The following is a 21,636-nucleotide window of genomic DNA, read 5'->3' as shown; positions in this document are numbered from 1 at the left end:
GACTGTCTCACACTCTTGCTTATGAGTCAAGTTGTCTCATACACTTGAGAGCGTGGACGACACAGTGCCAGTTGATCCCCGAGCCGAGCGGAGCCGCATCGCCATCCTGCGCGCGGCCGCGCAAATCATCGAGGCGGAGGGCTACGGCGGGGTTACCCACCAACGGGTGGCGGAGCGTGCCGGAGTCGGGAGAGCCACCGTGTACCGTCACTGGGCACAGCTCGACGACCTGCTCTTCGATGCGATCGCGACGCTGGACGCGCCGATCTTCCGGCCGGGCGACGGTGAGACGCTTCGCGAGTGGCTGCAGGCTGAACTCGCCTACGCCGGCGCGATGTTCGCGTCACCCGCGACGCAGCACCTGATCGCTGCCCTTGTAGATCGCGGCGCCAGCGACGCAGGCCTGGCCGCGCTACGCAAGGAGATCGGGAGTCGCGCCGACGATCGTCTGGGACACCGGCTCGGCAAGGCGCTCACCGATGGAGAGCTGACTCACGCCGCCGACGCCGCCGACGCCTCCGACCTCGCCGCCTTGCTCCTGGGGCCGCTGTTGTTTCGCGCCCTCATACAACCGCAGGAACTCGACGACGCCTTCATCGCGTTGGTGATCGATCACGCCCTCCCACCCAAGCGGCGCAAGATGTGAAGAGGCACAACCGTCATCGAGTCCTGGTGCCGTTACGGCGCTAGGAACCCGGGGGCCCCACCTTCGCCGGCACCCGCGCGGTGTCCGGCACCGCGTCCGAGGTGCTGCCGTCGGCGGACCGCCGTCGCTCCGCCTCACTTCCACGCGTCGACGACCGCCGTCGCGGGGACAGCTGCGAGATCACCGCGTCGATCGTGACCGCCGCCCCGAGCGCGAGCGCGACCTCGGCCAACGCGCGATAGCGGGTCTCACCGATCGTCACCGCGACCGAGAGCGCGGGCGTCAACAGCAACGCGAGCAGCGGGAACGCGGGGACGCGGCGGCGACGGAGGATTACCGCGCCGGCGATCGTCCCGGCCGCGAGCACGTAGTAGATCGCCAAGCCCGCGCGCGAGAGGGCGAGCTCCTTGGTGGCGAGCTGGTCGAGTTGGAGCTGCCCGTCCGGATGGTAGAAGCCCCACGTGCGGCCCTCGCGCGCGAACACGACGAACGGCAACCGTCCGAGGTTGTGCTCGATGAAGCGGCGAGCCTCACGCCGGTAGACCAGTCCCGCGGTCGAGTGATCCCGCGCCTTCACGTTCAGGCGGGCGACGCAGGGCACGGACCAGTAGCCGATGAAGGTTCCGTAGTACGTGTCGCGACAGTTGCCGGCCAGCAAGGTGGCATCGGGGATCGAGAGAAAGACGGGGTGCTCGAAGCGGACCAGGTTGTACCCGACCCAGGGAGCGACGGTGGCGAGCGCCGCGATCCCGGCGACAGCCAACAGGGCGATGCAACGACGCGCGCCCAGCCGAGAGAACACCACGAGGGGCAGAACGAGCAGCGGCAGAAGGAGCGTCGCCTCCGACCGCGTCAGAGCGGTGAGCCCGCACACGAGGCCGAGCACGGCGGCGCGCCCCCAGCTCGGCCGCTCCCAGAATCGGTACGCCACGAGCAGCGTCAGCGCGGCCATGAGGAGCACCAGCGTCTCGGACATGATGAGCGCGTCGCTGAACCAGAAGTTCGGGTAGACGGCCGCGATGAACGCAGCGATCAGCCCGATCCGTTTCCCGCCGAGGTGCCGCCCGACCAGGCCGACCACCCCGATCGTCGCCGTGCCGATCAGCGCCGACCAGACCTGGTGGGCGAAGAAGCTCTTGAAACCGAAGACCGACGCCACAGCCAGGGCGACGATGTAGCCCGGTGGATGGTCGGCGCCGGGAACCGAGCGCCCCTCGGCGACGAAGTAGTACGGCTGCACGAAGCCGTGGCCCTCCGCCAGGAGGTTGGCGCCCCCGTGGTAGTAGAAGACGTCGCTTCTCACGACGGGGTGTTGCGTGTGCACGTGGATGTAGTAGCCGCGCACCCCCAGCCCGAGGACCATGATCAGGCCGAGCCACAGGAACCAGCGGCGATCCCACGACCTACTGGTTGTGATAGCTCCCCCCAACGCCGTCGTTCGACCCGTCGATCCGCCAAGGCTCAATCTGTCAAGGCTAAGGATCACACGCGGGGCGAGTCAACGCGCCTGAGCCCGCGCGCCTCAGTCCATGGTGGCCCGCGTCGCCACCTCGTCGTCGTCGCCCTGGGGGAACAGATAGCGGCTGACGACCCCGAAGCTGGCGAGGGTGCCGCCCACGATGAGGAGGCTGTGGGCCAGCGCGGCGAGCGCCTGACCGCGTGACGGCTGCGGGTTGTCCTGCACCCAGATGATGAAGAGAACGAAGTCGATGGCGAGGCCAGCGGCGATCGCGCCCAAGCCGGCGGCAAGGCACCTCCCCGGGAACCCGGGGCGCCCTGCGAACGCGAAACGCTCGCGGATGGCTCCGGATGCGACCGACGAGCGGTTGGCGAGCACCGCGCCCGCCAGGAGCGCCTGGGTGCCGAGCACGATGGCGATGCCCGAGAAGAACACCGGTTGCCAGCGCAGCGAGCCCACCTCGACCCCGGATGGACGCAGGAATCCCAACGCCGCGAACACGGCACCGAAGAGGACGAGCACCGCGCCCGGGCCGATGAGCAGCAGGTCGGGGGCGAGCAGCAGGATGAGCTGGAGGTGGCGCCACCCGTCGCCGACCGCGTTCAGCTTCGACTGACCGATGCGCTCGCGGTAACCGGCCGGCACCTCCCTGACGCGCAGCCCGGCGCGGGCGGCCCGAATGAGCATCTCGGAGGCCAACTCCATCCCGGTGGACCGCACGTCGAGCAGTGCCACCTTGTCGCGGCGGAAGGCGCGGAAACCCGACTGGCTGTCGTTCACGACCTTGCCGCCACACGCGCGCGCGACGAGGAACGTGAGGGTCGGCGTGCCGACGAAACGATGGAGAAACGGCATCGTCCGCCGGGTGGCGGCGTCCAACCGTGCGCCCAGCACCAGATCGGCATCGTCGCGCTGCACGGGCGCGACGAGGTCGGGGATCTTGGTGAGGTCGTAGGTCGAATCGGCGTCGGCCATCACGATGATGTCGCCCCGAGCCGCTGCGAACCCCGCTCGCAGGGCACTGCCGTAGCCACGTCGCTTCTCGTTGACGACTCGGGCGCCGGCGGCTTCCGCCACCTCACTAGACCCGTCGGTGGAGCCGTTGTCCACGACGACGACCTCGCCGACGATGCCTGCTCCCGCCAGGGTGTCTCGCGCTTCCTTCACGCACAGGCCGACGGAGTCCGCTTCGTTGAAGCACGGAAGCACCACCGAGACGGCGACGCGCCCGGGAAGCGTCACGCCGTCGCCCTCGCCCGATTCCACCGTGCGAGCGTAGCGATCGGGGTAACGGGCACGCGGTCGAGCCACCGCCTCTACGCTCTGAACCGTGAGCCTCGTCGGCCGACTCCATTCGCGAGCCGTCCATGGCCGCCGTGTGCGCACGCTGGCCGCCCGGCTCGCGTCGGTCATCCCCCCCAATGCGCGCGTGCTCGATGTCGGGTGCGGCGACGGCGCCGTGGCCGCGTTGTTGATGCAATCGCGCGAGGACCTCGAGGTGAGCGGCATCGACGTGTTCGTGCGCCCGACGACGCACATCCCCGTCGTGGCGTTCGACGGACATCGCATCCCCTTCGACGACGCCGAATTCGACGCGGTCGTGTTCGTCGACGTGTTGCACCACACGGAAGACCCCATGGAGCTCCTGCGGGAAGCAGTCCGCGTCGCGCCCGGAGCCATCATCGTGAAGGATCACGCCGCCGACGGGCCTCTCGCCCGACCGATCCTGCGGCTCATGGACTGGGTGGGCAACGCACACCACGGCGTGGCGCTGCCGTACAACTACTGGTCCACGCCCCGGTGGCAGCGGGCCGTGGCGGAGCTGGGACTCCGGACCGAGGTATGGCAAACGAGCCTCGGGCTGTATCCGCCGCCGGCCTCGTGGATCTTCGAGCGCGAGCTTCACCTGCTCTGTCGCCTCGCCGCGTCCTGACCGCTCGCGTGGCGAACGCTCGCCTCGACGCCCGGCGCTGAAGATCCGCCGCCGGCTCTCATCGGGTACTCATGAACGGCCCTTCATCATGGGCGCCTGGCTCGGCCCTTCCGGTACACCCGCCAACCCAGCGGCGGGGCCGGGCCATCTTCTTCACTGCGGCGCTGCGCCGGACCCCCCGCCGGCGCGGCCCCGCCCGAGGGCTCAGCGCAACCGGTCGAGTGCGAGGTTGAGGGTCACCACGTCGACCGCGCCCGCTAGTTCCTCACCGAACCGGGCATGGGTTACCGCTTCACCGGGTGAGCGTTAAGGACCCGCGAAGACCCAGGACCCGAACGCAAAGAAACCGTAAGACCCCTCCGCTCGGCCTGCATTCGGGAGTACAACAGAGTCATGGACCCGAAAGATCGCGTGGCGTTCGGATCGGGTATCGGTGCCCTCGGCGCGATCGGAGCTGCGGCCGCGCTCGTCCCCGTCCGCGAGCAGCTCGGCTCGGCGAACGCCGCGCTCGTGCTCGTGCTGTTCGTGTTGCTCGGCGCGATCATCGGCGGCCGTCGTGCCGGTTACCTCGTCGCCATCGTCGCGGCCATGTCGTTCGACTTCCTCCACACCCGGCCGTACGGGTCGCTCAAGATCGCCGACGGCAAGGACATCCTCACCCTCGTGCTGCTCGTGGCGGTCGGGATGATCATCGGCGAGATCGCGTTGCGGGCCGACCGGATCCGAGACGTCGGCACCCGCCGGTGGGCCGGGGTCAGGCGGATCCACCGCGTCGCCCAGCTGGCAGCTGACGGGCAGGCCGCCGACGACGTCATCCTCGCCGTCACGGCCGAGCTCACCGAAACCCTGCATCTCCGGAACTGCTGGTTCGAGCGGGCGCCATACCTGGGGACGCTCGACACGATCGAGCCGACGGGCTCGCTCGCGACAAGGGAGTTCCACTACACGCACGAGGGCTTCGAGCTCACGCGTGAGGGCGTCGAGATCCCGGTCCGCTCCGGCGATCACATCCTCGGGCGCTTCGTCCTCATCCCGACCCCGGGTGTCGGGATCTCCAAGGACGACCGCCTGGTCGCGCTCACACTGGCCGACCAGGTCGGGATCGTCCTCGGCCGGGCCGCCTGATCGACGCGTCGATCACAGCGGGGCTTGCGTAGCCCGGCGCGGTCGCGAGCATGATGGTGGAACCGATCGAGCAGGAGACGCCGTGGACGTTCGCAATGTTCGGGATGTGACGCCGGAGGTCGAGCACAACGGGACCGTGCCGGTGTGGTGGCTCATCCATCCTCGCGAGATGAAGAGCCTCACCGAGGGCGGTTATCTCGAGTTGGCCAACGAGTTCGAGGTGCCGGTCGGCGGCGAGGTGTACCCGCACACCCACCCGACACACGAGTTCTACTTCGTCATGACCGGCCGTGGAGTCATGACCGTCGGTGACGACCACCGCGACGTGGCGCCGGGCGACCTCGTCTACATCCCGCCCGAAGCGGTCCACAGCCTCCGCCCGAGCGGCGGCGATCCGATCCACTGCTTCTGCTTCGCCGTGGGGCTCGCGGGGGCGGGCGTCATCGACTACACGACGCACTGACGCGGACCGGGATCACGGCGCGGTACGTGGCGCGAACACGGCCACCGCGGGACCGAGCCGAGCCTCCAGCTTGGAGCGCTCGCGCACCCAGGTGAGGTCGTCGAGCAGGCCCGCGCCGTGGCGGGCATCCAGCTGCGCGACAAGCGCGCTGAGCTCCGATCGCTCGCGGCGAGGCCGCTTGCCCCGGTAGGCGATGACGCGGAGACCGGACCGGGCCGACAGCCTCTCCACATCGATGTCCGCTGCGACCGTGAGGATCGACCGCAACGGGCGGCGTCGGTGAACGCGGTGTTCGCCGAAGGCGTCTTCGCGTCCGGGGTCGACTCGACCGGCGATCCCACGGCGCTCGAGCTGCAGGACAAGTCCAGTCGCGACGAAATAGCTTCCGAAGGACTCGGGACGCACGAGTACGTCGCCGTCGCCAGGCGGCAGAGCCTCCACCACTTGGGGAGTGATGGCACGAAGCGCCGACGACTCCCGCTCGTACGGCGGACGCGCCGTCACCGCGCTCGCGCTGTTGACACCTGCCAACACGACCAGCGCGGCGAGCGAGGCCGGCACGAGCCAGCGGCGACGCACGACCGTCCACGCCGTCCATGCGACGACGAGCCCGGCAATCATCCCGAGCACCCACGTCCAGCGCAGCCGGTACTCGTAGACCAGACCGACGGTGCGCTCCACGGCGAACACGCCCGAGAGCAACGCGACGGCGAGCGTGGCCGTCAGCCGACGCGCTCCGGACATTCGCCGTGCCCACACCACAACCGCTGCAACCACGAGCGGCACGAACAGCACGGGCACGCGCGCGGAGTAGAGGTACGTCGGCTCGGCGCTGAACGCGCCCAGCTTTTGATGTCCGGTCACCCACTCGGGGAGCCAGGCGAACTGTGCCGCGATCACGCGGTAGCCGTCGGCCAAGGTGTGCGCCTTGTTGTTGCTCGCGGTGAAGTACTTGACGATCTCGCTCATGTTGCCGGGCGTACGAGAGAGCTGCTCGACGATGGGCGGCAACCAGAGCACGAACAGAACCGCGGTCGCCACCAACGCGGCGCGGGTCAGCGCGCGTCGACCGCCGGCCCCCCGGCGGAACGCGGCCACGGTCAATCCCGCGGCGCCCCACGCGAATAACGGGAAGGCGAGTGGCACGTAGCCGACGTGGGTCTGGGCACAGAACGAGGCGACGCCGGCCGAGACCGGCAACGCCCACGCATCGCCACAGGTCATCGCCCACGTGAGGAAGACCAGGAGGCCGAACGGCAGCACGGTGATGTACGGGTTCCACGGGTTGCGTAGGAGGTCGGGCCCGAGGCTGCGTACGAGCAGGCCACTGCCGAGCAGAGTGAGGAGCAGGAGCGGCGTACCCCCGTGCCGCCGGGCAACGAAGGCCATGCCCGCGATGGCCAACCCGTTGATCAGGAGGGCTCCGAGGTCGAGCCCGATCGACGCGCTGCCACTCAGCCGGTACGGCCCCGCGAGGAGGTAGAAGAGCGCGGGGCCCGGGTGGTTCCAGCGATCCCGGGAGGGCAGCCCGAGCAGCACGGGGTGACGACCTACGTCGCGCGTGCGCAGCTCGGTGAGCGCAAGGTCGGAGCCGGGGTAATAGGTGTCGCCGACCTTCACGACCAACGCGACCGCCGAGATCACGAGCGGCACGAGCGCCAGCGCAACTGCGAGACCGACCAGTTGGCGGCGGCGCAAGTGAGGCGCGAACGACTCCGTGTCGGGCGCGGTGACGACAACCGATCTGCTGATCGCGCCGATCCTCGCGCCGCTTGACGGGCGGGCGGCGCCAAGCCACCATTCATCTATGTACCTAGTGAAATGTTTCTCTGGATGATCGAGTTCCACATCGATACGCGATCCGGCGTCGCGCCCTACCGGCAGCTCGTCCAGCAGGTTCGCCAGGCCCTTCGCCTCGGCCTCCTCCACGAAGGCGACCAGCTCCCGACGGTCAAGAACGTCGTCGCCCAGGTGGCGATCAACCCGAACACCGTCCTCAAGGCATACCGCGAGCTCGAGCACGAAGGGCTGGCGGCGGGCCGGCCCGGCCTCGGAACGTTCGTCACCCGGTCCCTGGCCGATTCGTCCCTCGCCGCGCACAAGGCGCTCCGAGCCGAGCTCGGCCGATGGCTCGACAAGGCGCGTCGAGCCGGACTCGATGCCGACAGCATCGCCGCGCTGTTCGAGAGCACGTTCCGGGCGTCGGCGGACGCGGACGTCGCATGACCGCGATCTTCGTGGCGCTCGATTCGCCACCGCACGGCCTGAAGCGGGCCGGAGCACGCCTGCCGTCTACCCTGCTGTACGACCGTGAACGAGCTCGCTGTCCCTGCTGACCAAGACTCGGATTCGACGTGACCGAGACCATCGGCGGCCTCGAGTCGGCGGCCGAACCGGAGGAGGACGCGAGAAGGTTCGCGCATTTCCCCTGCTTCGACGGCTATCGCGCCATCGCCGTCACCGGTGTGGTGCTCCTCCACGTGGCGTTCGCCTCGGGCTTCATGTACCGCCACCCCTCGCTGGGTGGCTACCTGTTCAACGCCGACTTCGGGGTCTCGCTGTTCTTCATGATCTCGGGCTTCCTGCTGTACCGGCCATTCGCGTCGTCGCACATGGCCGGCCGACCGGGCCCGGCGGTGCGTCCTTACTTCCGGCGTCGTGCGCTGCGGATCCTGCCCGCCTACTGGGTGGCGCTCACCGTCGTCGTGTACGTCCTGCATCAACAGCACATCCACAGCCTCAAGGAGTTCCTCCTTCTCTACGGTCTGCTCCAGATCTACAGCGAGCCGTACCACTTCCACGGGATCCAACAAGCGTGGTCACTCGGCACCGAGGTGAGCTTCTACGTCTTTCTGCCGCTCTACGCGGCGAGCGTGCGCCGGCTCAGCGTCGGCGTGAGGGCTCGACACCGGCTGGCACTGGAGCTGGGACTCGTCGCGCTCCTCTGCGCGATCGGGCTGGCGAGCCGCTTCGTCCTCATGACCGCGCGGGGCGAGGACACCTACTCCCTCACGACGCTTCCCGTCTATCTCGACCTGTTCGCCTTGGGCATGGGCCTCGCGGTGCTGAGCGCCTGGGACGCGTCACGCTCCACGCCGGCGCCCCGCCTCGCAGCGATGGGACGGCGGCCGTGGCTGTGGTGCCTCGTCGCGGTCGCCGCCTACTGGACGGTCGTCAACCGGCTCGACATCCCGATCAACTACAAGACGCCGCTGACTCCGGGGCAATGGGTGGCTCGCGACGGGCTGTTCGGCGTGGCCGCGTTCTGCCTCCTCGTCCCCGGGGTCTTCGGACCACAGTCCCGCGGCGGGGTGCGTCGCTTCCTGCGGCTCCGACCGGTGCAGTGGCTGGGGATGGTCTCCTACGGGGTCTACCTGTGGCACGAGGCCGCGATCGATCTCTACCAGCACTGGACACACACCCGCTTCTTCACCGGCGCGTTCCCGTTGATGCTCACCGGTACGGCCGCCATCACCCTCGCGATCGCGGTCGCGAGCTACTTCGTCGTCGAGCGGCCCGCGTTGCGGCTCAAAGGTCCGCGGGCGTAAACCCGCTCCGGCCTCGGTCGGAATTCAGTCCGTGCCGAAGTCGGGCAGGATGATCGAGCCGTCCTCGCGGAGCGCGAAGCCCGGGTTGTAGGAGATCTCCCAGACGTGGCCGTCCGGATCGGAGAAACACGCGGCGTACCCTCCGTAGAACGTCTCGCCGGGCGGTCGTGTCATCGTGGCCCCGGCGGCCTCGGCCGCGGCAGCCACCTGCTCGACCTCTTCCGCGGAGCGGACGTTGTGGGCGAGGACGACGCCATCGAAGGAATCACGGCCGGTGTCCGCGACACCAGAGTCGAGCGCGAGCTTGTCCCTGCCCCAGAGAACGAGGACGACGCCCCCGGCCTCGAAGAACACCGTCTCCTCGACTTCCTGACCTCGCCAGCCCAGCCGCTCGTAGAACGCTCGGGCGCGCTCGAGATCGGTGACACCCAGTGTGATCAGGCTGAGGCGCGGTTCCATCCGAGGAACGTACTTCGGCGTGGCAGCAGTGCAGCGCGAATCAGCGGTCGGCGCCGTCCGGTGGCGGCAGCGCGACCACCGGCTGCTCGCCCGCCCCCAGGGCTTGACGCTCGCCCGCACGTGCCGAGAGGGTCGTGAACCACAACAACGCGCCGATCACGCCCCAGTTGAGGACGGGCGAGATCTCCAGGAAGCGTTGGGTGGAGACCGTGAGCGCCAGCACGAACCGCACGACCGCCTCGCCAACCAGTCCGAGCCCCCACACCGCGGTGACGAAGCGGAACCTCCGGGCGGCGCCGGGCAGGTCCCAGATGCCGTTGAACTCCTCCACTTGCGCAGGGTCACCCCCGGTGGCGAAGGAACGGCCCAGATAGAACATCACCGGCCGCTTCGCCGTCAGCGAGCAGAGGCAGACTGCGCCGAACAACCCGGTGAGGAGCGACTCGCGCACCTTGAGCAGTGTGGCGCTGCCGTGCATGGCGACGGCACCGACCAGGCCGACGGCGATGCCGATCAGGGCGATTATGCCGATGGGTTCGAAGCGACCGTGTCGCAGGCGCTCGAACGCGATCTCGGCTACGGGAAAGACCATGACCGCAGCGAGAGCGACCGCGTCGGAGCCGACGTGGGGCCGCAAGAGGCTGTACCCGACGACCGGGAACACACCCGCCACGACGAGTTGGGGCGCGAGCCGGCGGAGGCTCGGCACCATCGCCTGCGCGGCGGACGGCGTGCTCTCCTCCGCGGCGTCCCCGCGCGACGACGCGTCAGGCACCGCTGTCTCGCCACGGTCGGTTGCCGAAGCGGTCGAGGTGCACCACGTCGCCCACCGGCTTGCGCGTGGTCGGGCCATAGCGGCCGCGGGGCCACCCGAGCGGTACCGCGCAGCACGGCTGTACCGACAGCGGCAGTCCCAGCAACCGCCGCACGACCGTGGTGCTCCACAGCGGCAAGGTGATGAGGGAGGCCCCGAGACCCATCGAGCGCGCAGCCAACAGCAGGTTCTGCACCGACGGGTAGATCGAGCCGTAGTAGGACGACTCCGCGATCGGCGGCAGCGGCACGAAGGGCGCCCGCCCACCCCGCAGGCAGGCCACGATGACGACGGGGATCTCCACGAAGTGCTCCACCTGCCACTGCACGGCGCGCAGGATCCTCGCCATCGGTTCGTTCTCGCCGGATCGGTTGACGACACGTTGGCCGACGCCCCCGTAGAGCTTCCAGGCCCGGGCGTACTGGGCGGCGAGACGCTCCTTGGCGGCGAGATCCTTCACCACCACGAACTCCCAGTTCTGCCCGTTCGATCCGGTCGGCGCGTGCAACGCCAGCTCGATGCAACGCACGACGATGGCGTCGTCGACCGGGTCGGGCAACACCTTGCGCACCGCCCGCTGCGTGCGCATCGCGTGTTCGAGGGGCATCTGGAGGCCGTCCTCGACATCGGCGAGTGGGCGCTCGCCCTCGGGGCCTCGGTCGTGGCGGGACCAAGCGTCGGTCATCCGCGAACCCTAGAGCGGTGGGTCACACGGCGGTGTTCGGTAGACCCGGAGCCGTCGCCGCGTGAACCTCGCACATCAGCGCGATTTGACGAGGCCGAAACGGAGCTGGGTTGGCAGGCTGATCGAATCGGCGATTGCACCGGGCCCGATCTCGTACAGGGCCGGCCAGCGCCCGACAGTGAAAGCGGGGTCGTTCGACTGCCAAGTCTGGCCGTAGTCGTTGCTGTACGACACCGCCATGGTGTTCGACGTCACGATGACTCGGCCGTTGCTCATGGACACCGCGCCGGGGCCACCCTGCTGGTCGGTCGATATGCGGGTGCCGAGGTCGCCGGTCCAGGTGACTCCATCGCTGGAGCGTTTGTAGTGGACGTAGAAGTTGTCGACGCCGCCCAACTCGAACAGCAGGAGATATTGACCGTTCTTCATCCTGATCACCACCGGCATCCCCGGCCGGGAACGGTTGTCCTGGAGCGCGGCGGCAAAGATCTTGAGGGAACCCCAGGTTTGGCCGTTGTCGGGCGAGATCTTCTGCGTGATCCGTTGCCGGAAGCCGATCGCGGCCTGGGTGCCGTCGGCGTACATGATCGAGACCCGGCCGTCGGGGAGGAAGAACAGCCACGGCTCACACACATTGAGGTACTGGTTGCCCTGTGGATTCTCGTTGCCCGCGACCTTGACCGGCCCGGTCCAGTGCATCCCGTTGTCGCTCGAGCGCCAGACCGAGATGCGGTAGGAGACGAGGTTGACCCAGTTGCGGGTGGCCAGCAGGACGTCACCCTTCGGCACCTTCAGCAGGTTGGGGTTGCCGAGCAGCCGGTCGCCGTCATCCACGGTGGCGATCTTGGTCCAGCTGCGGGCGTTGTCGGTGCTCTTGTAGATCCAGATCTCGGCGCGGTACTTGGTGATCCCGACGGTCGTGGCCGCCAGCCAGACGCCGTCTCGCAGCTTGGTCATCCTCACCCATCCGCCCGCGGGGAAGTTCGTGGTCTGACCCCAGTCGATGACCTGTCCGGGAGCGAACTGCTTCACGTTGAACAGCACGGGCGCGCTGAGGGCCGATGCGCTGCCCACGTACGCCTTGGCCTGGATCTTGTGGCCGCCCTCGGCCACGGTGGTCGAGTTCCAGTGGTAGTTCCAGCCCAGACCGGCCGTGGCCTGCCCGATCAGCACGTCGTCGATGTAGAACTCGACCCGATCCACCGGCGCGCTCGTGGTCGCCGCCAGGTCGTAGTAGTCGCTGACGATCTGGCCGTTGCGGGGGGCGACGACGGTGACCACTGGGGGGGTCGGTTGCAGGACGACGTCGAGCACGGTGTCGGTCGCGACGGCCTCGCCCGAGATCGTCGCCGGCGCCAGCGCGCTGCCCGAAGGTGGCGTGAAGCGCACGTCGTAGGTCCCCTCCGCCACCGAGATGGCGTAGTGACCGGTGCCATCCGTCGTGGCCGTCGCCACTGCGTTGCCCGTCGGCGGATCGAGGACATCCACCACGACGTCCACCACCGGGGTGCTCGAGTCGTCGGTGACCGTGCCCGACAGCATGAACGTCGCCGCGCGGGCCGGAGCCACTCCGACCACCGCGCCGCCGAGGAGAGCCAGCGCCGCCGCTAGTATCCCGGCTCGAAGCCGTCTGCGGCCCACGCTGCACCCCTGTCATGTATCGCCGTCTCGATTCAGACTAGCGTCCCCCGTCGACGCTCGACGCAAACAGGCAACAGCCGCCTCCGCGTGCTCCTGGCGAGAGCGGTCGGCGCTGACCGCTACGATCGACCGATCACCGCACCCGCTCGGTCGCAAGCGCCAAGCGCGCCATTGGTCTCAGCGCAACACCGAGCGCCGCAAGACCGCAGCCGGCGCGTGTCCCGAGGCGTCATAGCGCTCGGGCTGGTTCCGCTTCTGGTGTCCGCCGTGACCGTGTTCGTTCGGGTCCGCTCGAGCTACTACCCGGCGGGCGATGTCGCGGGCACGGAGCTACAAGTTCGGGACGTGGGCCATCATCCCGTCCTTCTCGGTCTCTTCTCCCGGGATGGATGGAACCATCCGGGTCCCATCCTCTTCTATGTGCTCGCGGTGCCGTATCGCTTGACGGGTGGCCGCTCGATCGGTCTGCTCTTGGGCGCGCTGCTGATCAACGGCGCCGCCATCCTCGGAATGGCCTTGATCGCTCGACGGCATGGCGGCACTCCGCTGTTGCTCTTGACTCTCTTGGGCTGCGGCCTGGTGGTCAGGAGTTTCGGGCCCGACCTCGTGCGCGATCCGTGGAACGTCTCGATCACCGTTCTCCCGTTCGGGCTGCTCGTCTTTCTCACATGGGAGATGATCTCCGGCTCGGCGTGGGCACTGCCGGCCGGAGCGTTCGTGGCGTCCTTCTGCATCCAGACCCATGTCGGCTATGCCCTGCTCGCGGCCCCGCTGCTGGTGCTCGGTACGTCGTGCCTGGTCGCGCAGTCGTACCGACGCGTGCAAGCGGGCCGCGCCGCGGCGGTCCGTCGAAGTCGTCCTCTCCGAGCCGCGCTCGTGGCGGCCGGAGTGCTCGTGGTGCTCTGGCTGCCTCCCGTGCTCCAGCAGATCACCGCCGCTCACGGCAACCTCGGAAAGATCGCCGGTTACTTCCTCGATGACTCCGGCAAGAAGGCTCACACCCTCGCCGAGGGCTGGCGTTTGACGAGCAACCAGTTCGGGAGCCGTCCCGAGTGGATCACCGGCCACCGAGCGGTGATCCCCCTCCGCTTCGAGCCTGCGTCGCTTCTCCACGCCGCCTTTCCCGTTTATCTCCTGCCGTTCGTCGGCGTCGCGTTCGCGCTCTGGCGCCGAGGGGAGAGAGACGCCTTCTGGTTGACCGCGACCGTCGGGTTGACCCTGAGCCTGGGTGTCGTGTGGGTGGCTCGCACCCTGGGGCCGGTCTACGACTACCGGCTGGGCTGGATCTGGGTGGTCACCATGTTCGCTTTTGTCGCCACCGCTTGGGGGGCCTGGCGGCTGGTCGATGAGCGAGTCAGACCGACCACGAGGCGCGCACTGGGTGTGGCCTGTGTCGTGGCCCTGGGCGCGATCACACTCGTCAATGCGGTGTATGCGGCAAGGCCCGTCGGGGACGCGTACTCACCGCAGGTTGCGGTGTTGGCCCGACAAACAACCGCGGCCCTGCCGAGAGGCTCCGGCGACGTCATCGTTCGGTGCAGCGGCGATGAGGGCTGCGTCTATTACGCGGCGTTGATCCTCTGGCTGGAGCGGCACGGAATATCCGCGCGCACACAATCCGCGTACGGTCTTGTCGGCTCTGACTCCGCTCATCGCGTCCACCGGCACGGCCCGGTTCGAGCGATCCTCGACGTCGAGATCAGCAAACCCTTCGGCAAGTTCGATGCTGCGGCCGACCGTCCGGGCCATCGAATGATCGCCTACTGGGGCCTGCTGCCCCGCGCAGAGCGCGCCCAACTCGTCCGGCGCATGACGGCCATCCGGGCGCAGCGTGACGCGGGCACCCTCGACAAGACGTCGTTCTACGTCGAGGCGCTCGACCTTGACAGACGCTTGAGCACCGCGGCCGTCGGCGTGTTCTTGACGCAACCGCACTAGCGCGCGGTTCGGGTCGGCTCAGTCGTCGTCGATGATCGCGCCGGCGCCGCTGGCGCGTGTGATGGTGGGACCGGTTGAACCCGACAGCACGAGGGAGAACGTCTCGAGCGCCTCGGGGCGGTAGTCGCCGGTGAGCTTGACGAAAACGGTGGCGCCGGTGACGCCGGGGGCGAAGCTGAGCGTGCCCAGGCGCGGCTCATAGTCGCCGCCCGCCAGCGTCGCGCTGCCGTCCACCGTGCCGAAGTTGACGCTGACCGAGCTGCCCTGCGCGCTCGAGAGGCGCACCGGGAACACCGCCAGCGCGCTGAGGTCGTCGCCTTCCACCACGCTCACGTCGCCGATGGCGAGTGTCGCACTCCCGCCGTTGGGATCGTCGTCTAGCAGAGTGGCGGTGCCGATGGCGCGCGCCAGCACCGCGCCGCCCGAGGGCCACACCAGGCGCACCTTGAAGCTCTCGTTGGCCTCGTTGGCCATGTCGCCGTTGACCGTGACCTTCACCCGTTGCTCCACCACTCCGGGGGCGAAGTCGAGGCGACCCGACTGGCCCACGTAGTCGCCGCTCGCGCTCGTCGCCGAGCCGTCATTGGTGAGATAGACGACGCTGATCAGGTCGGGTTGCGGTGATGAGAGTCGCACGGTGAACACGGCCTGGGCCATGCCCCCGTCGCCCTCGTTCGTGGTGACGTCGCCGATCGTCAGCTGCGGAGGGACCTTGGCGTCGGTGATCATGCCGACCCCATAACCGTTGGCGAAGAAGAGGCGGTGACCCGCAGAGTCCGCGGCGATGCCGTTGAACCAGAGGAAGTCGCCTGCCGCCGTGGTCGAGGCGGACGTCGGGGCGTAAGTGAGCGGTTGGCCGCGATCCGGGATCACGAGCGTGTACGCACCACCGGGCGCATCGCTCCGGTAGACGCCACGGCCGGTGCCGTTCACGTCGAGGACAACGTACAGCGACCCCCCGGCATGGGTGAGGCTGTCGGCCGTGCCGGGTGCCGCGACCGTTGTCACGACCGCGGTCGCGATGACGACTTTGCGCAGCCTGTTGTCTGCGATCCAGAGGTTGGTCCCGTCGGTGGTGATGCTCGTCGGCGGGCTGCTAGCGCCGGCACCGAACCGCGCGGCCGCGCCCGTGCCGTCGGTTTGGTTGCCGCACTGTCCCGGCACCCCGGCCAGCGCGGTCATGGTCGCGGTGGCGATCACGATGTCGTAGACCGCGCAGTCACCGTGCACGAGATAGAGGTGGCCACCTTGGTAGACGAGGTCGTGGGCGGGGTTGCTCGCCGTCGGCAGCGTCACCAGCGTGCTCACGGCGCCGGTCGCTTTCGAGATCCGAGCGACCGCGTCAGGCTGGGCGACGTACAAGTCGGTGGCATCGTGGGTGATGCCGCGTGGCTGGTCGAGGCCGGTGGCCAGCGTCGTCACCGCGCCGGTTGCGATCACGACCTTGCGTACCGCTCCCGTCGCGCGGTCGGTGACGTAGAGGTTGAGGCCGTCGGACGTGGTGTCCGCGGGGTTGGTGAAGCGGGCAGCTGCGCCGCGGCCGTCGACCTGGCCCGCAGCGGCGATGCCCGCCGCACCGCGCGACGCCCCCGTCGCCAGCGTGATCTCCGTGAACCGCGGTCCATGGGCCGCCCAGAGGTTCACCCCGTCGGTGAGGAGGTCGACGGCTTGGAGTAAGGGCGGGGTGATGTCGACGACACCGCCCGTTGCCGCGTTGACCTTCCAGATCTTCCAGTACTCGCCGCCGTCCTCGGTGTCGATGAAGTAGAACGCGGCGACGTACACGAACCCACCGGAGACGGCGACGCCCATTGCGTTCTGGTTGAACGCACCGGGATCGGTGAACGCAGCGCGCGTCGTCACAGCCCTCGTGCTCGGCACGAGCTTGCGCAACTTGATGCCGTCTCCGATCCACAGCACGCCACTCGCGTCCGACGTGATGCCGTCGGGGAACTCGAAGCGCGCCGCCGCGCCGATGCCGTCGACCGAACCCACGGCCCCCGGCATTCCGGCCACCGTGGTGACCGCGGCCGTCGCGAGCGTCAGCTTGCGGATCGTGCGGTTGTAGCTGTCCGCGATGTAGACGCTGAGCTCGTCCGGCACGACCACGATTCCCTTCGGGCCGTTGAAGCGAGCCGCAGCGCCTGCGCCGTCGGCCGAGCCCACGAGCCCCACCTGGCCCGCGATGGTCGACACCTCTGCGTTGCCGATCCGCACGCGCCGGATCGTGTCGTTGTTGGAATCGGCCACGTACAGGTTGTCGCCGTCGGTGGCCAGGCCCTGCGGGACGTTGAACCGGGCAGCGGCGCCGTAGCCGTCGACCGATCCCGAGACGGTGCGATCGCCTGCGAACACCGCCCATGCCGACGTGGTGACGTCGATGCGATCGATGGCGTTCCCGTCGATCACGAAAAGGTCGTTGCCAACCTTCACCGCGTCGCGGGCGTCGATGTACGGCGATGGGATCGAGCCCGCGAGCTGACGAGCCGTTGCGGTCGGTCGGGTCGCCCCGGCAGGAGGAATCGCGAGCGGCGTCACCCCCAGAGCCGCGACCAACGCCATGCACGCCGTACCGACCCTGACACCGCGACGCCGAAGCGGCCCCGTCACTCGAACTCCCCTCGAGTCGACGCGGAGACACTACCGCCGCGCGGCAGGCCCAGGAGCCCGAGGACGGATCGGGGGCGGACCTAGGATCTCTTCACTCCCATCGGTTACCGGACTGGGGGCGATGCTCGTCCGAGCAGCTCGCCGGCTGGACGCCGGCGTGACCACGAGGGAGGTCAACCATGTACGCACGACTCGTCAGGTTCTCGTTCGGCCCGGGCAAGCGGGCGGAGGCCCAGGCTCTCGCCGACGAGCTGATGCCGCTGATCACGTCCCAACCCGGCTGCGAAAGCGCCGTGGTGTTCGGGGACGACAGCGACGGTGAGTACGGGATCTTCGTGCTGTGGCAAACCGAGGCCGAAGCGGACGCGGCGGCGCAGTTGGTCCGGCCGAGGATGATGGAGCACCTCCAACGCAACGCGCAAGGTGCGCCGGAGATGCGCCTGTTCGAGGTGATCTCGCGCTGACCCGTGATGGCAAGGTCGGATGACCCTCGCTCAGAAGGACAGGTAACGCGATGCTGCGGGCCAACTACCCGGCGAAACGTGCCAACTGATCACCGCGACGACTACCGGCGAGGAGCGCACCGTTTGGTTGGCTCGTGAGAACGTCGACGCTCTGGATGGCGGTGCTCGTGGCGATGCCGCCCGAACCGAAACTGGTATCGAAGTCGCCAGCCGGGTCGAACCTGGCGAGAACGGCGCGCTGGCAGTCGATGCCGGCCAGCACTACCGCGCCATAACGTTGGGTGGCGAAGGCGAAGACATTGAACGGGTTGGTCGACGGCATTGCGTGCGTGACCCGACCCCCAGCACCGAAGGTCGAGTCCAACGTCCCGTCGGGGTTGTACCGGGCGAGCGCAAACAACACCCGACCATCGGCGCCCTGGGTGGACCCCCCAGCCAGCAGCTTGCCACCCGCGCGCAACACCAGGCCGCGGAGAAACGACTCCCGGTCGATCCCGAACCCGAAGTCGGTGGTGACCACGCCGTTGTCCCCGAAGCTTGCGTCACGGATACCGGTCGGCGTCAGGCGAACGAGCTCGAACACCGCCGTGCCCACGGGGTCGTTGGGCCTGACCCCGGACGCGCCGACGACGAGCTTGCCATCGGGCTGAACCCAGGACGTGCGCAGGCCCTCCGGCAGCAAAATGGCCACCCAGGCCCACGATGCCCGCCCAGCCGAAGGTGGTGTCGGCACTGCCGTCGGGGTTGAGCCGAACCACGAGGGTCCCGTGGCTTCCATCGCTCACCGCCACGATCTTGCCGTCGGGCTGAAGCACGACCGCGACGATGGCGTCGTAACTGCCGAGATCGCTGACGACTACGCCCCCGTTGCCGAAGCTGGCGTCGAGCGTGCCGTTGGGCAGGTAGCGCAAAAGGCCCAGCTCCGTCGGCGGCGGCATCCCGGCCACGAACGAGACGGAGCCGCCCACGAGGAGCTTGTCGTCTGGTTGGCGCACCACGAGCTCCGCCGTGCTGGCGTAGCCGACGAAGGTGTCGACTACGCCCTTGTCGCCGAAGGTCGCATCGGGGGTGCCGTTGGCGTTCAGTCCGCGCAGTGTTATGTGAGGCGGGTCAAACGATGTCTGAAACGTGCCCGGCACAACGATCCGACCATCAGGCAAGACGGCCGGTTGACCGAAGTGGCCGTTGGCGCCGAGGTCAAAGCTCACCACACCGTTGGTGCCAAAGGTCGGGTCGAGGTCGCCGGGGCGACACGCCACAAGCAGCACAGCCGCGATCGCCAGCACCGCAAGCAGACGAGCTCGCCTCATCGTCATACGTTCGCGCCCGCAGGAGGCCAACACACGTGTGCGCCCGGCCAACGGTCCTGCCATGGCATGCGCCCTCAACCGGGCCGCACGGTGACCTGCACCGAGGCTGTGTTGTCGGCGGTGTTGGGGTCGAACTCGTGGGCAGCGAGGGTTGCGGTGTTGGCCAGCATCCCCGGGCCGCGCGGCTTGACCACCAGGGTGATGGTGGCGGAGGCACCCGATGGAAGAGCTCCCAGCGAGCAGGTGAGGGTGGTGGCGCCGTCCCACGCGCAGGACCCGGTGCTCGTGGCCACCCGGCGGAACTGCACCCCGCCCGGTAGGGCGTTGGGCCAGGTGTCGTGCAACTGCACGTTGGTGGCCATGAGCGGCCCGTGATTGGTGGCGGTGAGCGTCCAGGTGAGCAGCTTGCCGGTCATCACCGGGTTGGGCGTGGCGGTGATGCCGAGCGAGAGGTCGGCGCCCGGCTGAGCCTCGTACACGCCTTGGTCGATCGCCGAGCCGACGATGCGGGGGTTGCCGTCGAGGTCCCACGGGGTGAGGCCGGGCGCGTCGCTGTCGCCGGCGTCGACGGAGGGCGAGGCGCCGCGCAGGTGATAGTCGCCTGCCGTCGGGTCGACGAACAACGGGTCGGCGGAGATGTTGCTGTTGACGCCGGTCTGGTCGGTGCAGTTGCGGCCATAGCGCGGCACGGTCGTGCTGTACACATTGTTGAACGTGATCAACGGAACCGTGGCCCGGGGATAATCGCCGCAGTCGAGCACCGATGAGCCCGACTCGGAGACCGCCACGTTGTTGACCACCCTGGACGCGGAGTCGAACCCCGCGAGCGTGAGCGCCGAACCCGATGCGGCTTGGTTGCCCACGAACGTGTTGTTGACGAGGTAGGGACCCCGAGTGTTGCCGGGGACCAACCAGTAGGCACCGCCGCCCTCGTCGCTCGCGGTGTTGTCGACGACCAGGTTCTGCTCGAAGAGAGCGTCAGACTGGTTCACGGCGTAAATTCCGCCGCCGTGGCTTAAGACCGCGCGGTTGCGCCGGATCACGTTGTTGCGGATGATCGGCGAACCCGCGGCGAACAGTCCGATGCCACCGCCATCGGTCGTCACGTTGTCTTGGATGACGTTGTCCGTCACGACGGGCGCACCTTCGCCACCCAGAAAGACGCCGCCACCGTCGCCGCCCGCGGGGCCGCGCCCATTGCGTTGGATGATGTTGTGTGTAATCAGAGGGGCGCCAAACTGTTCGGCAATACCGCCACCGGCAAACACGGCCGCGTTGTCCTGGATGACGTTCAGCTTGATCGTCGGCATGGCGTGCACGATGGACACGCCGCCACCCGCGTCGCCGTACCCTGGCACGGAGTAGAAGTCGGTGAAGCCGTGCTGAATCGTGAAGCCCTTGAGCACCGAGGCACGGGTCTCCAACGAGTGGAAGAACACGATAGGACCGACACCGTTGCCGTCGATGACGGTGGACGCCGCTCCCGCGGCTCCGACCACTTTGATGGCCTTGCCGTGGAAGTCGATTCGGTGCTCGCTGTAGGTGCCGGGGGCTACGAGCACCGTGTCGCCATTGACCGCCGCGTCGATGCCCGCCTGGATGCTCGGGTAGTCGCCGGGCACGTTGCGCACCACGGGGGCAGCCGAGGCCGTCGTCGAGGCCGACACCAGCACCGCGCAGAAGGTGGCCGATGCGACCACCGCGTGCGTCACCCGCCGTTGCAGCGATCTCATCTCACCGTCCCCACTCCTGGTCTCCGCCCGTCCCAGGACCCATGCCTGGAGGCGGAACCCCAACAGCCCATCGTTACCAGGGTCGGCTTCGGGTCCGCCTCCGCTGGGTTGAGCCGTCCGACGCACACCTCGGCTGCACACCGTTCTCTCCGGGTCGTCCAGGCGCACAACCCAGTTTGTGGCATTTAGCACGGTTCCCCTGCGTTGCCGTACGATCTGTGCTCATGCGGAGACTGCTCGTGGTCATGATCGGCATGACGGTTTGTATGCCCGTCCGGGCTGATGCAGCAGAGCCCCATACCGTCGTGGTCGACGATGACCTGTCCTGTGCAGGCGCCGCCTTCTCGACCATTCAGGCCGGAATCGACGCCGCCCAGCCGGGAGACTTCGTGGCGATCTGCCCGGGCGTCTACCCCGAGCAGCTCACGATCACCAAGAACCTCACGCTCACCCCCTACTCCGGTGATGCGCGTCCCGTTGTGCGCGCCCCCGCCGCCCCGCACGAGTCGCGCTGCGGACCGTCGGGAAGTGGTGTCACCGCCATCGTCGATGTCTGCGGCGACGGAGTTGTTGCAAACCTCCTCGACGTGACGGTGGCCGGACCAGGTCCGGGCGCCTGCGGGAGCCTGAACTCCGGCGTGCTCATCACCGGTGGCTCTCAGGTGTTCGCCTTCGGCCTCCAGGTGCTCGACATCCGCGACGAACCCCTCAGCGCGTGTGACTCCGGCGTTGCCATTCAGGCAGGCAAGGCCGCATGGGCGTCAACGGGGACATTCGCCACCAGCGGCGGGCTCATCACGACCGGCTA

The 21,636-nt window shown here is 68.5% G+C and carries 20 protein-coding genes; 9 read left to right on the top strand and 11 right to left on the bottom strand.

The genetic code is table 11. The features are described from left to right. Window positions 1–31 precede the first annotated feature (31 nt). Window positions 32–646 carry a TetR/AcrR family transcriptional regulator gene (locus E6G06_10970; protein TML90991.1) on the top strand — a complete coding sequence of 205 codons (615 nt, stop codon included), beginning with the start codon at window positions 32–34 and terminating at the stop codon, window positions 644–646. 40 nt (window positions 647–686) lie between these two features. Here the strand turns inward: E6G06_10970 and E6G06_10965 are convergent, their stop codons facing one another. Both E6G06_10965 and E6G06_10960 read right to left on the bottom strand, forming a co-directional pair. Next, window positions 687–2,009 carry a glycosyltransferase family 39 protein gene (locus tag E6G06_10965; GenBank protein ID TML90990.1) on the bottom strand — a complete coding sequence of 441 codons (1,323 nt, stop codon included), beginning with the start codon at window positions 2,007–2,009 and terminating at the stop codon, window positions 687–689. Window positions 2,010–2,168: 159 nt separating this feature from the next. Next, on the bottom strand, window positions 2,169–3,518 hold the full coding sequence (locus E6G06_10960) for a glycosyltransferase family 2 protein (GenBank protein ID TML90989.1): 1,350 nt from the start codon (window positions 3,516–3,518) through the stop codon (window positions 2,169–2,171). Between E6G06_10960 and E6G06_10955 the strand changes: the two genes are divergently transcribed. The 3 genes from E6G06_10955 (at window position 3,436) to E6G06_10945 (ending at window position 5,626) form a co-directional block, all read left to right on the top strand. Next, window positions 3,436–4,038: a class I SAM-dependent methyltransferase gene (locus tag E6G06_10955; GenBank protein TML90988.1), complete on the top strand. Its 603-nt coding sequence runs from the start codon at window positions 3,436–3,438 to the stop codon at window positions 4,036–4,038. The two genes, E6G06_10960 and E6G06_10955, sit on opposite strands and share 83 nt — an antisense overlap. 393 nt (window positions 4,039–4,431) lie before the next feature. Further along, window positions 4,432–5,163: a PAS domain-containing sensor histidine kinase gene (locus tag E6G06_10950; GenBank protein ID TML90987.1), complete on the top strand. Its 732-nt coding sequence runs from the start codon at window positions 4,432–4,434 to the stop codon at window positions 5,161–5,163. A 106-nt stretch (window positions 5,164–5,269) separates the two neighbouring features. Next, on the top strand, window positions 5,270–5,626 hold the full coding sequence (locus tag E6G06_10945; protein ID TML90986.1) for a cupin domain-containing protein: 357 nt from the start codon (window positions 5,270–5,272) through the stop codon (window positions 5,624–5,626). A gap of 12 nt (window positions 5,627–5,638) precedes the next feature. Here E6G06_10945 and E6G06_10940 read toward each other — a convergent pair whose 3' ends face one another. Further along, entirely contained in the window at window positions 5,639–7,324 is a 1,686-nt protein-coding gene (locus E6G06_10940) for a hypothetical protein (GenBank protein ID TML90985.1), read from the bottom strand. Window positions 7,325–7,459: 135 nt separating this feature from the next. On the opposite strand from E6G06_10940, the gene E6G06_10935 reads away from it, so the two are divergent. After that, the gene (locus tag E6G06_10935) at window positions 7,460–7,852 is read left to right on the top strand and encodes a GntR family transcriptional regulator (protein ID TML90984.1); all 393 of its coding nucleotides are present in this window, start codon (window positions 7,460–7,462) and stop codon (window positions 7,850–7,852) included. Window positions 7,853–7,980: 128 nt separating this feature from the next. Next, window positions 7,981–9,174 carry an acyltransferase gene (locus E6G06_10930; GenBank protein ID TML90983.1) on the top strand — a complete coding sequence of 398 codons (1,194 nt, stop codon included), beginning with the start codon at window positions 7,981–7,983 and terminating at the stop codon, window positions 9,172–9,174. A 24-nt stretch (window positions 9,175–9,198) separates the two neighbouring features. On the opposite strand, the gene E6G06_10925 is transcribed toward E6G06_10930, so the two are convergent. The 4 genes from E6G06_10925 to E6G06_10910 form a co-directional block, all read right to left on the bottom strand. Continuing rightward, the gene (locus E6G06_10925; GenBank protein ID TML90982.1) at window positions 9,199–9,633 is read right to left on the bottom strand and encodes a VOC family protein; all 435 of its coding nucleotides are present in this window, start codon (window positions 9,631–9,633) and stop codon (window positions 9,199–9,201) included. A gap of 40 nt (window positions 9,634–9,673) precedes the next feature. Beyond that, the gene (locus E6G06_10920; protein ID TML90981.1) at window positions 9,674–10,408 is read right to left on the bottom strand and encodes a hypothetical protein; all 735 of its coding nucleotides are present in this window, start codon (window positions 10,406–10,408) and stop codon (window positions 9,674–9,676) included. Beyond that, window positions 10,401–11,054: a nitroreductase gene (locus tag E6G06_10915; GenBank protein TML91096.1), complete on the bottom strand. Its 654-nt coding sequence runs from the start codon at window positions 11,052–11,054 to the stop codon at window positions 10,401–10,403. The genes E6G06_10920 and E6G06_10915 overlap by 8 nt, the downstream gene beginning before the upstream one ends. A 153-nt stretch (window positions 11,055–11,207) precedes the next feature. Continuing rightward, on the bottom strand, window positions 11,208–12,773 hold the full coding sequence (locus tag E6G06_10910; GenBank protein TML90980.1) for a hypothetical protein: 1,566 nt from the start codon (window positions 12,771–12,773) through the stop codon (window positions 11,208–11,210). Between the two features lie 267 nt (window positions 12,774–13,040). Between E6G06_10910 and E6G06_10905 the strand changes: the two genes are divergently transcribed. Continuing rightward, complete coding sequence (locus tag E6G06_10905) at window positions 13,041–14,711, top strand: hypothetical protein (GenBank protein TML90979.1); 1,671 nt, start codon at window positions 13,041–13,043, stop codon at window positions 14,709–14,711. A gap of 18 nt (window positions 14,712–14,729) precedes the next feature. Here the strand turns inward: E6G06_10905 and E6G06_10900 are convergent, their stop codons facing one another. Next, window positions 14,730–17,273 carry a hypothetical protein gene (locus E6G06_10900; protein ID TML90978.1) on the bottom strand — a complete coding sequence of 848 codons (2,544 nt, stop codon included), beginning with the start codon at window positions 17,271–17,273 and terminating at the stop codon, window positions 14,730–14,732. 227 nt (window positions 17,274–17,500) lie between these two features. Here E6G06_10900 and E6G06_10895 point away from each other — a divergent pair, with 227 nt between their 5' ends. After that, window positions 17,501–17,785: a hypothetical protein gene (locus E6G06_10895; GenBank protein ID TML90977.1), complete on the top strand. Its 285-nt coding sequence runs from the start codon at window positions 17,501–17,503 to the stop codon at window positions 17,783–17,785. A gap of 64 nt (window positions 17,786–17,849) precedes the next feature. Here E6G06_10895 and E6G06_10890 read toward each other — a convergent pair whose 3' ends face one another. Genes E6G06_10890 through E6G06_10880 form a run of 3 tightly spaced genes read right to left on the bottom strand, consistent with a single transcriptional unit; the run spans window position 17,850 to window position 20,828 of the window. Then, window positions 17,850–18,563 (bottom strand): hypothetical protein, encoded by a 714-nt coding sequence (locus E6G06_10890; GenBank protein ID TML90976.1) that lies wholly within the window; start codon window positions 18,561–18,563, stop codon window positions 17,850–17,852. After that, window positions 18,328–19,158 (bottom strand): hypothetical protein, encoded by an 831-nt coding sequence (locus tag E6G06_10885; protein TML90975.1) that lies wholly within the window; start codon window positions 19,156–19,158, stop codon window positions 18,328–18,330. The genes E6G06_10890 and E6G06_10885 overlap by 236 nt, the downstream gene beginning before the upstream one ends. 11 nt (window positions 19,159–19,169) lie before the next feature. Continuing rightward, entirely contained in the window at window positions 19,170–20,828 is a 1,659-nt protein-coding gene (locus tag E6G06_10880; GenBank protein ID TML90974.1) for a DUF11 domain-containing protein, read from the bottom strand. Window positions 20,829–21,052: 224 nt separating this feature from the next. Between E6G06_10880 and E6G06_10875 the strand changes: the two genes are divergently transcribed. Further along, window positions 21,053–21,636 (top strand): hypothetical protein (locus E6G06_10875; protein ID TML90973.1); only part of this gene is annotated, 584 nt, incomplete at its 3' end.

Source organism: Actinomycetota bacterium (genome assembly GCA_005888325.1).
In the GTDB taxonomy this organism is placed as follows: domain Bacteria; phylum Actinomycetota; class Acidimicrobiia; order Acidimicrobiales; family AC-14; genus AC-14.
Note: the sequence above shows the minus strand (reverse complement) of the source record. Positions and strands in the feature narration are given on the sequence as shown.

Coding starts and splice junctions, on each gene's coding strand:
- E6G06_10965 (TML90990.1), bottom strand. CDS start 2,009: ATGGTCCTCGGGCTGGGGGTGCGCGGCTACTACATCCACGTGCACACG.
- E6G06_10960 (TML90989.1), bottom strand. CDS start 3,518: ATGACCGACGCGAGCCGGGCGGCCAGCGTGCGCACACGGCGGCCATGG.
- E6G06_10950 (TML90987.1), top strand. CDS start 4,432: ATGGACCCGAAAGATCGCGTGGCGTTCGGATCGGGTATCGGTGCCCTC.
- E6G06_10935 (TML90984.1), top strand. CDS start 7,460: ATGATCGAGTTCCACATCGATACGCGATCCGGCGTCGCGCCCTACCGG.
- E6G06_10925 (TML90982.1), bottom strand. CDS start 9,633: ATGGAACCGCGCCTCAGCCTGATCACACTGGGTGTCACCGATCTCGAG.
- E6G06_10915 (TML91096.1), bottom strand. CDS start 11,054: ATGCCCCTCGAACACGCGATGCGCACGCAGCGGGCGGTGCGCAAGGTG.
- E6G06_10900 (TML90978.1), bottom strand. CDS start 17,273: ATGGCGTTGGTCGCGGCTCTGGGGGTGACGCCGCTCGCGATTCCTCCT.
- E6G06_10895 (TML90977.1), top strand. CDS start 17,501: ATGTACGCACGACTCGTCAGGTTCTCGTTCGGCCCGGGCAAGCGGGCG.
- E6G06_10890 (TML90976.1), bottom strand. CDS start 18,563: ATGGAAGCCACGGGACCCTCGTGGTTCGGCTCAACCCCGACGGCAGTG.
- E6G06_10885 (TML90975.1), bottom strand. CDS start 19,158: ATGGCAGGACCGTTGGCCGGGCGCACACGTGTGTTGGCCTCCTGCGGG.
- E6G06_10880 (TML90974.1), bottom strand. CDS start 20,828: ATGAGATCGCTGCAACGGCGGGTGACGCACGCGGTGGTCGCATCGGCC.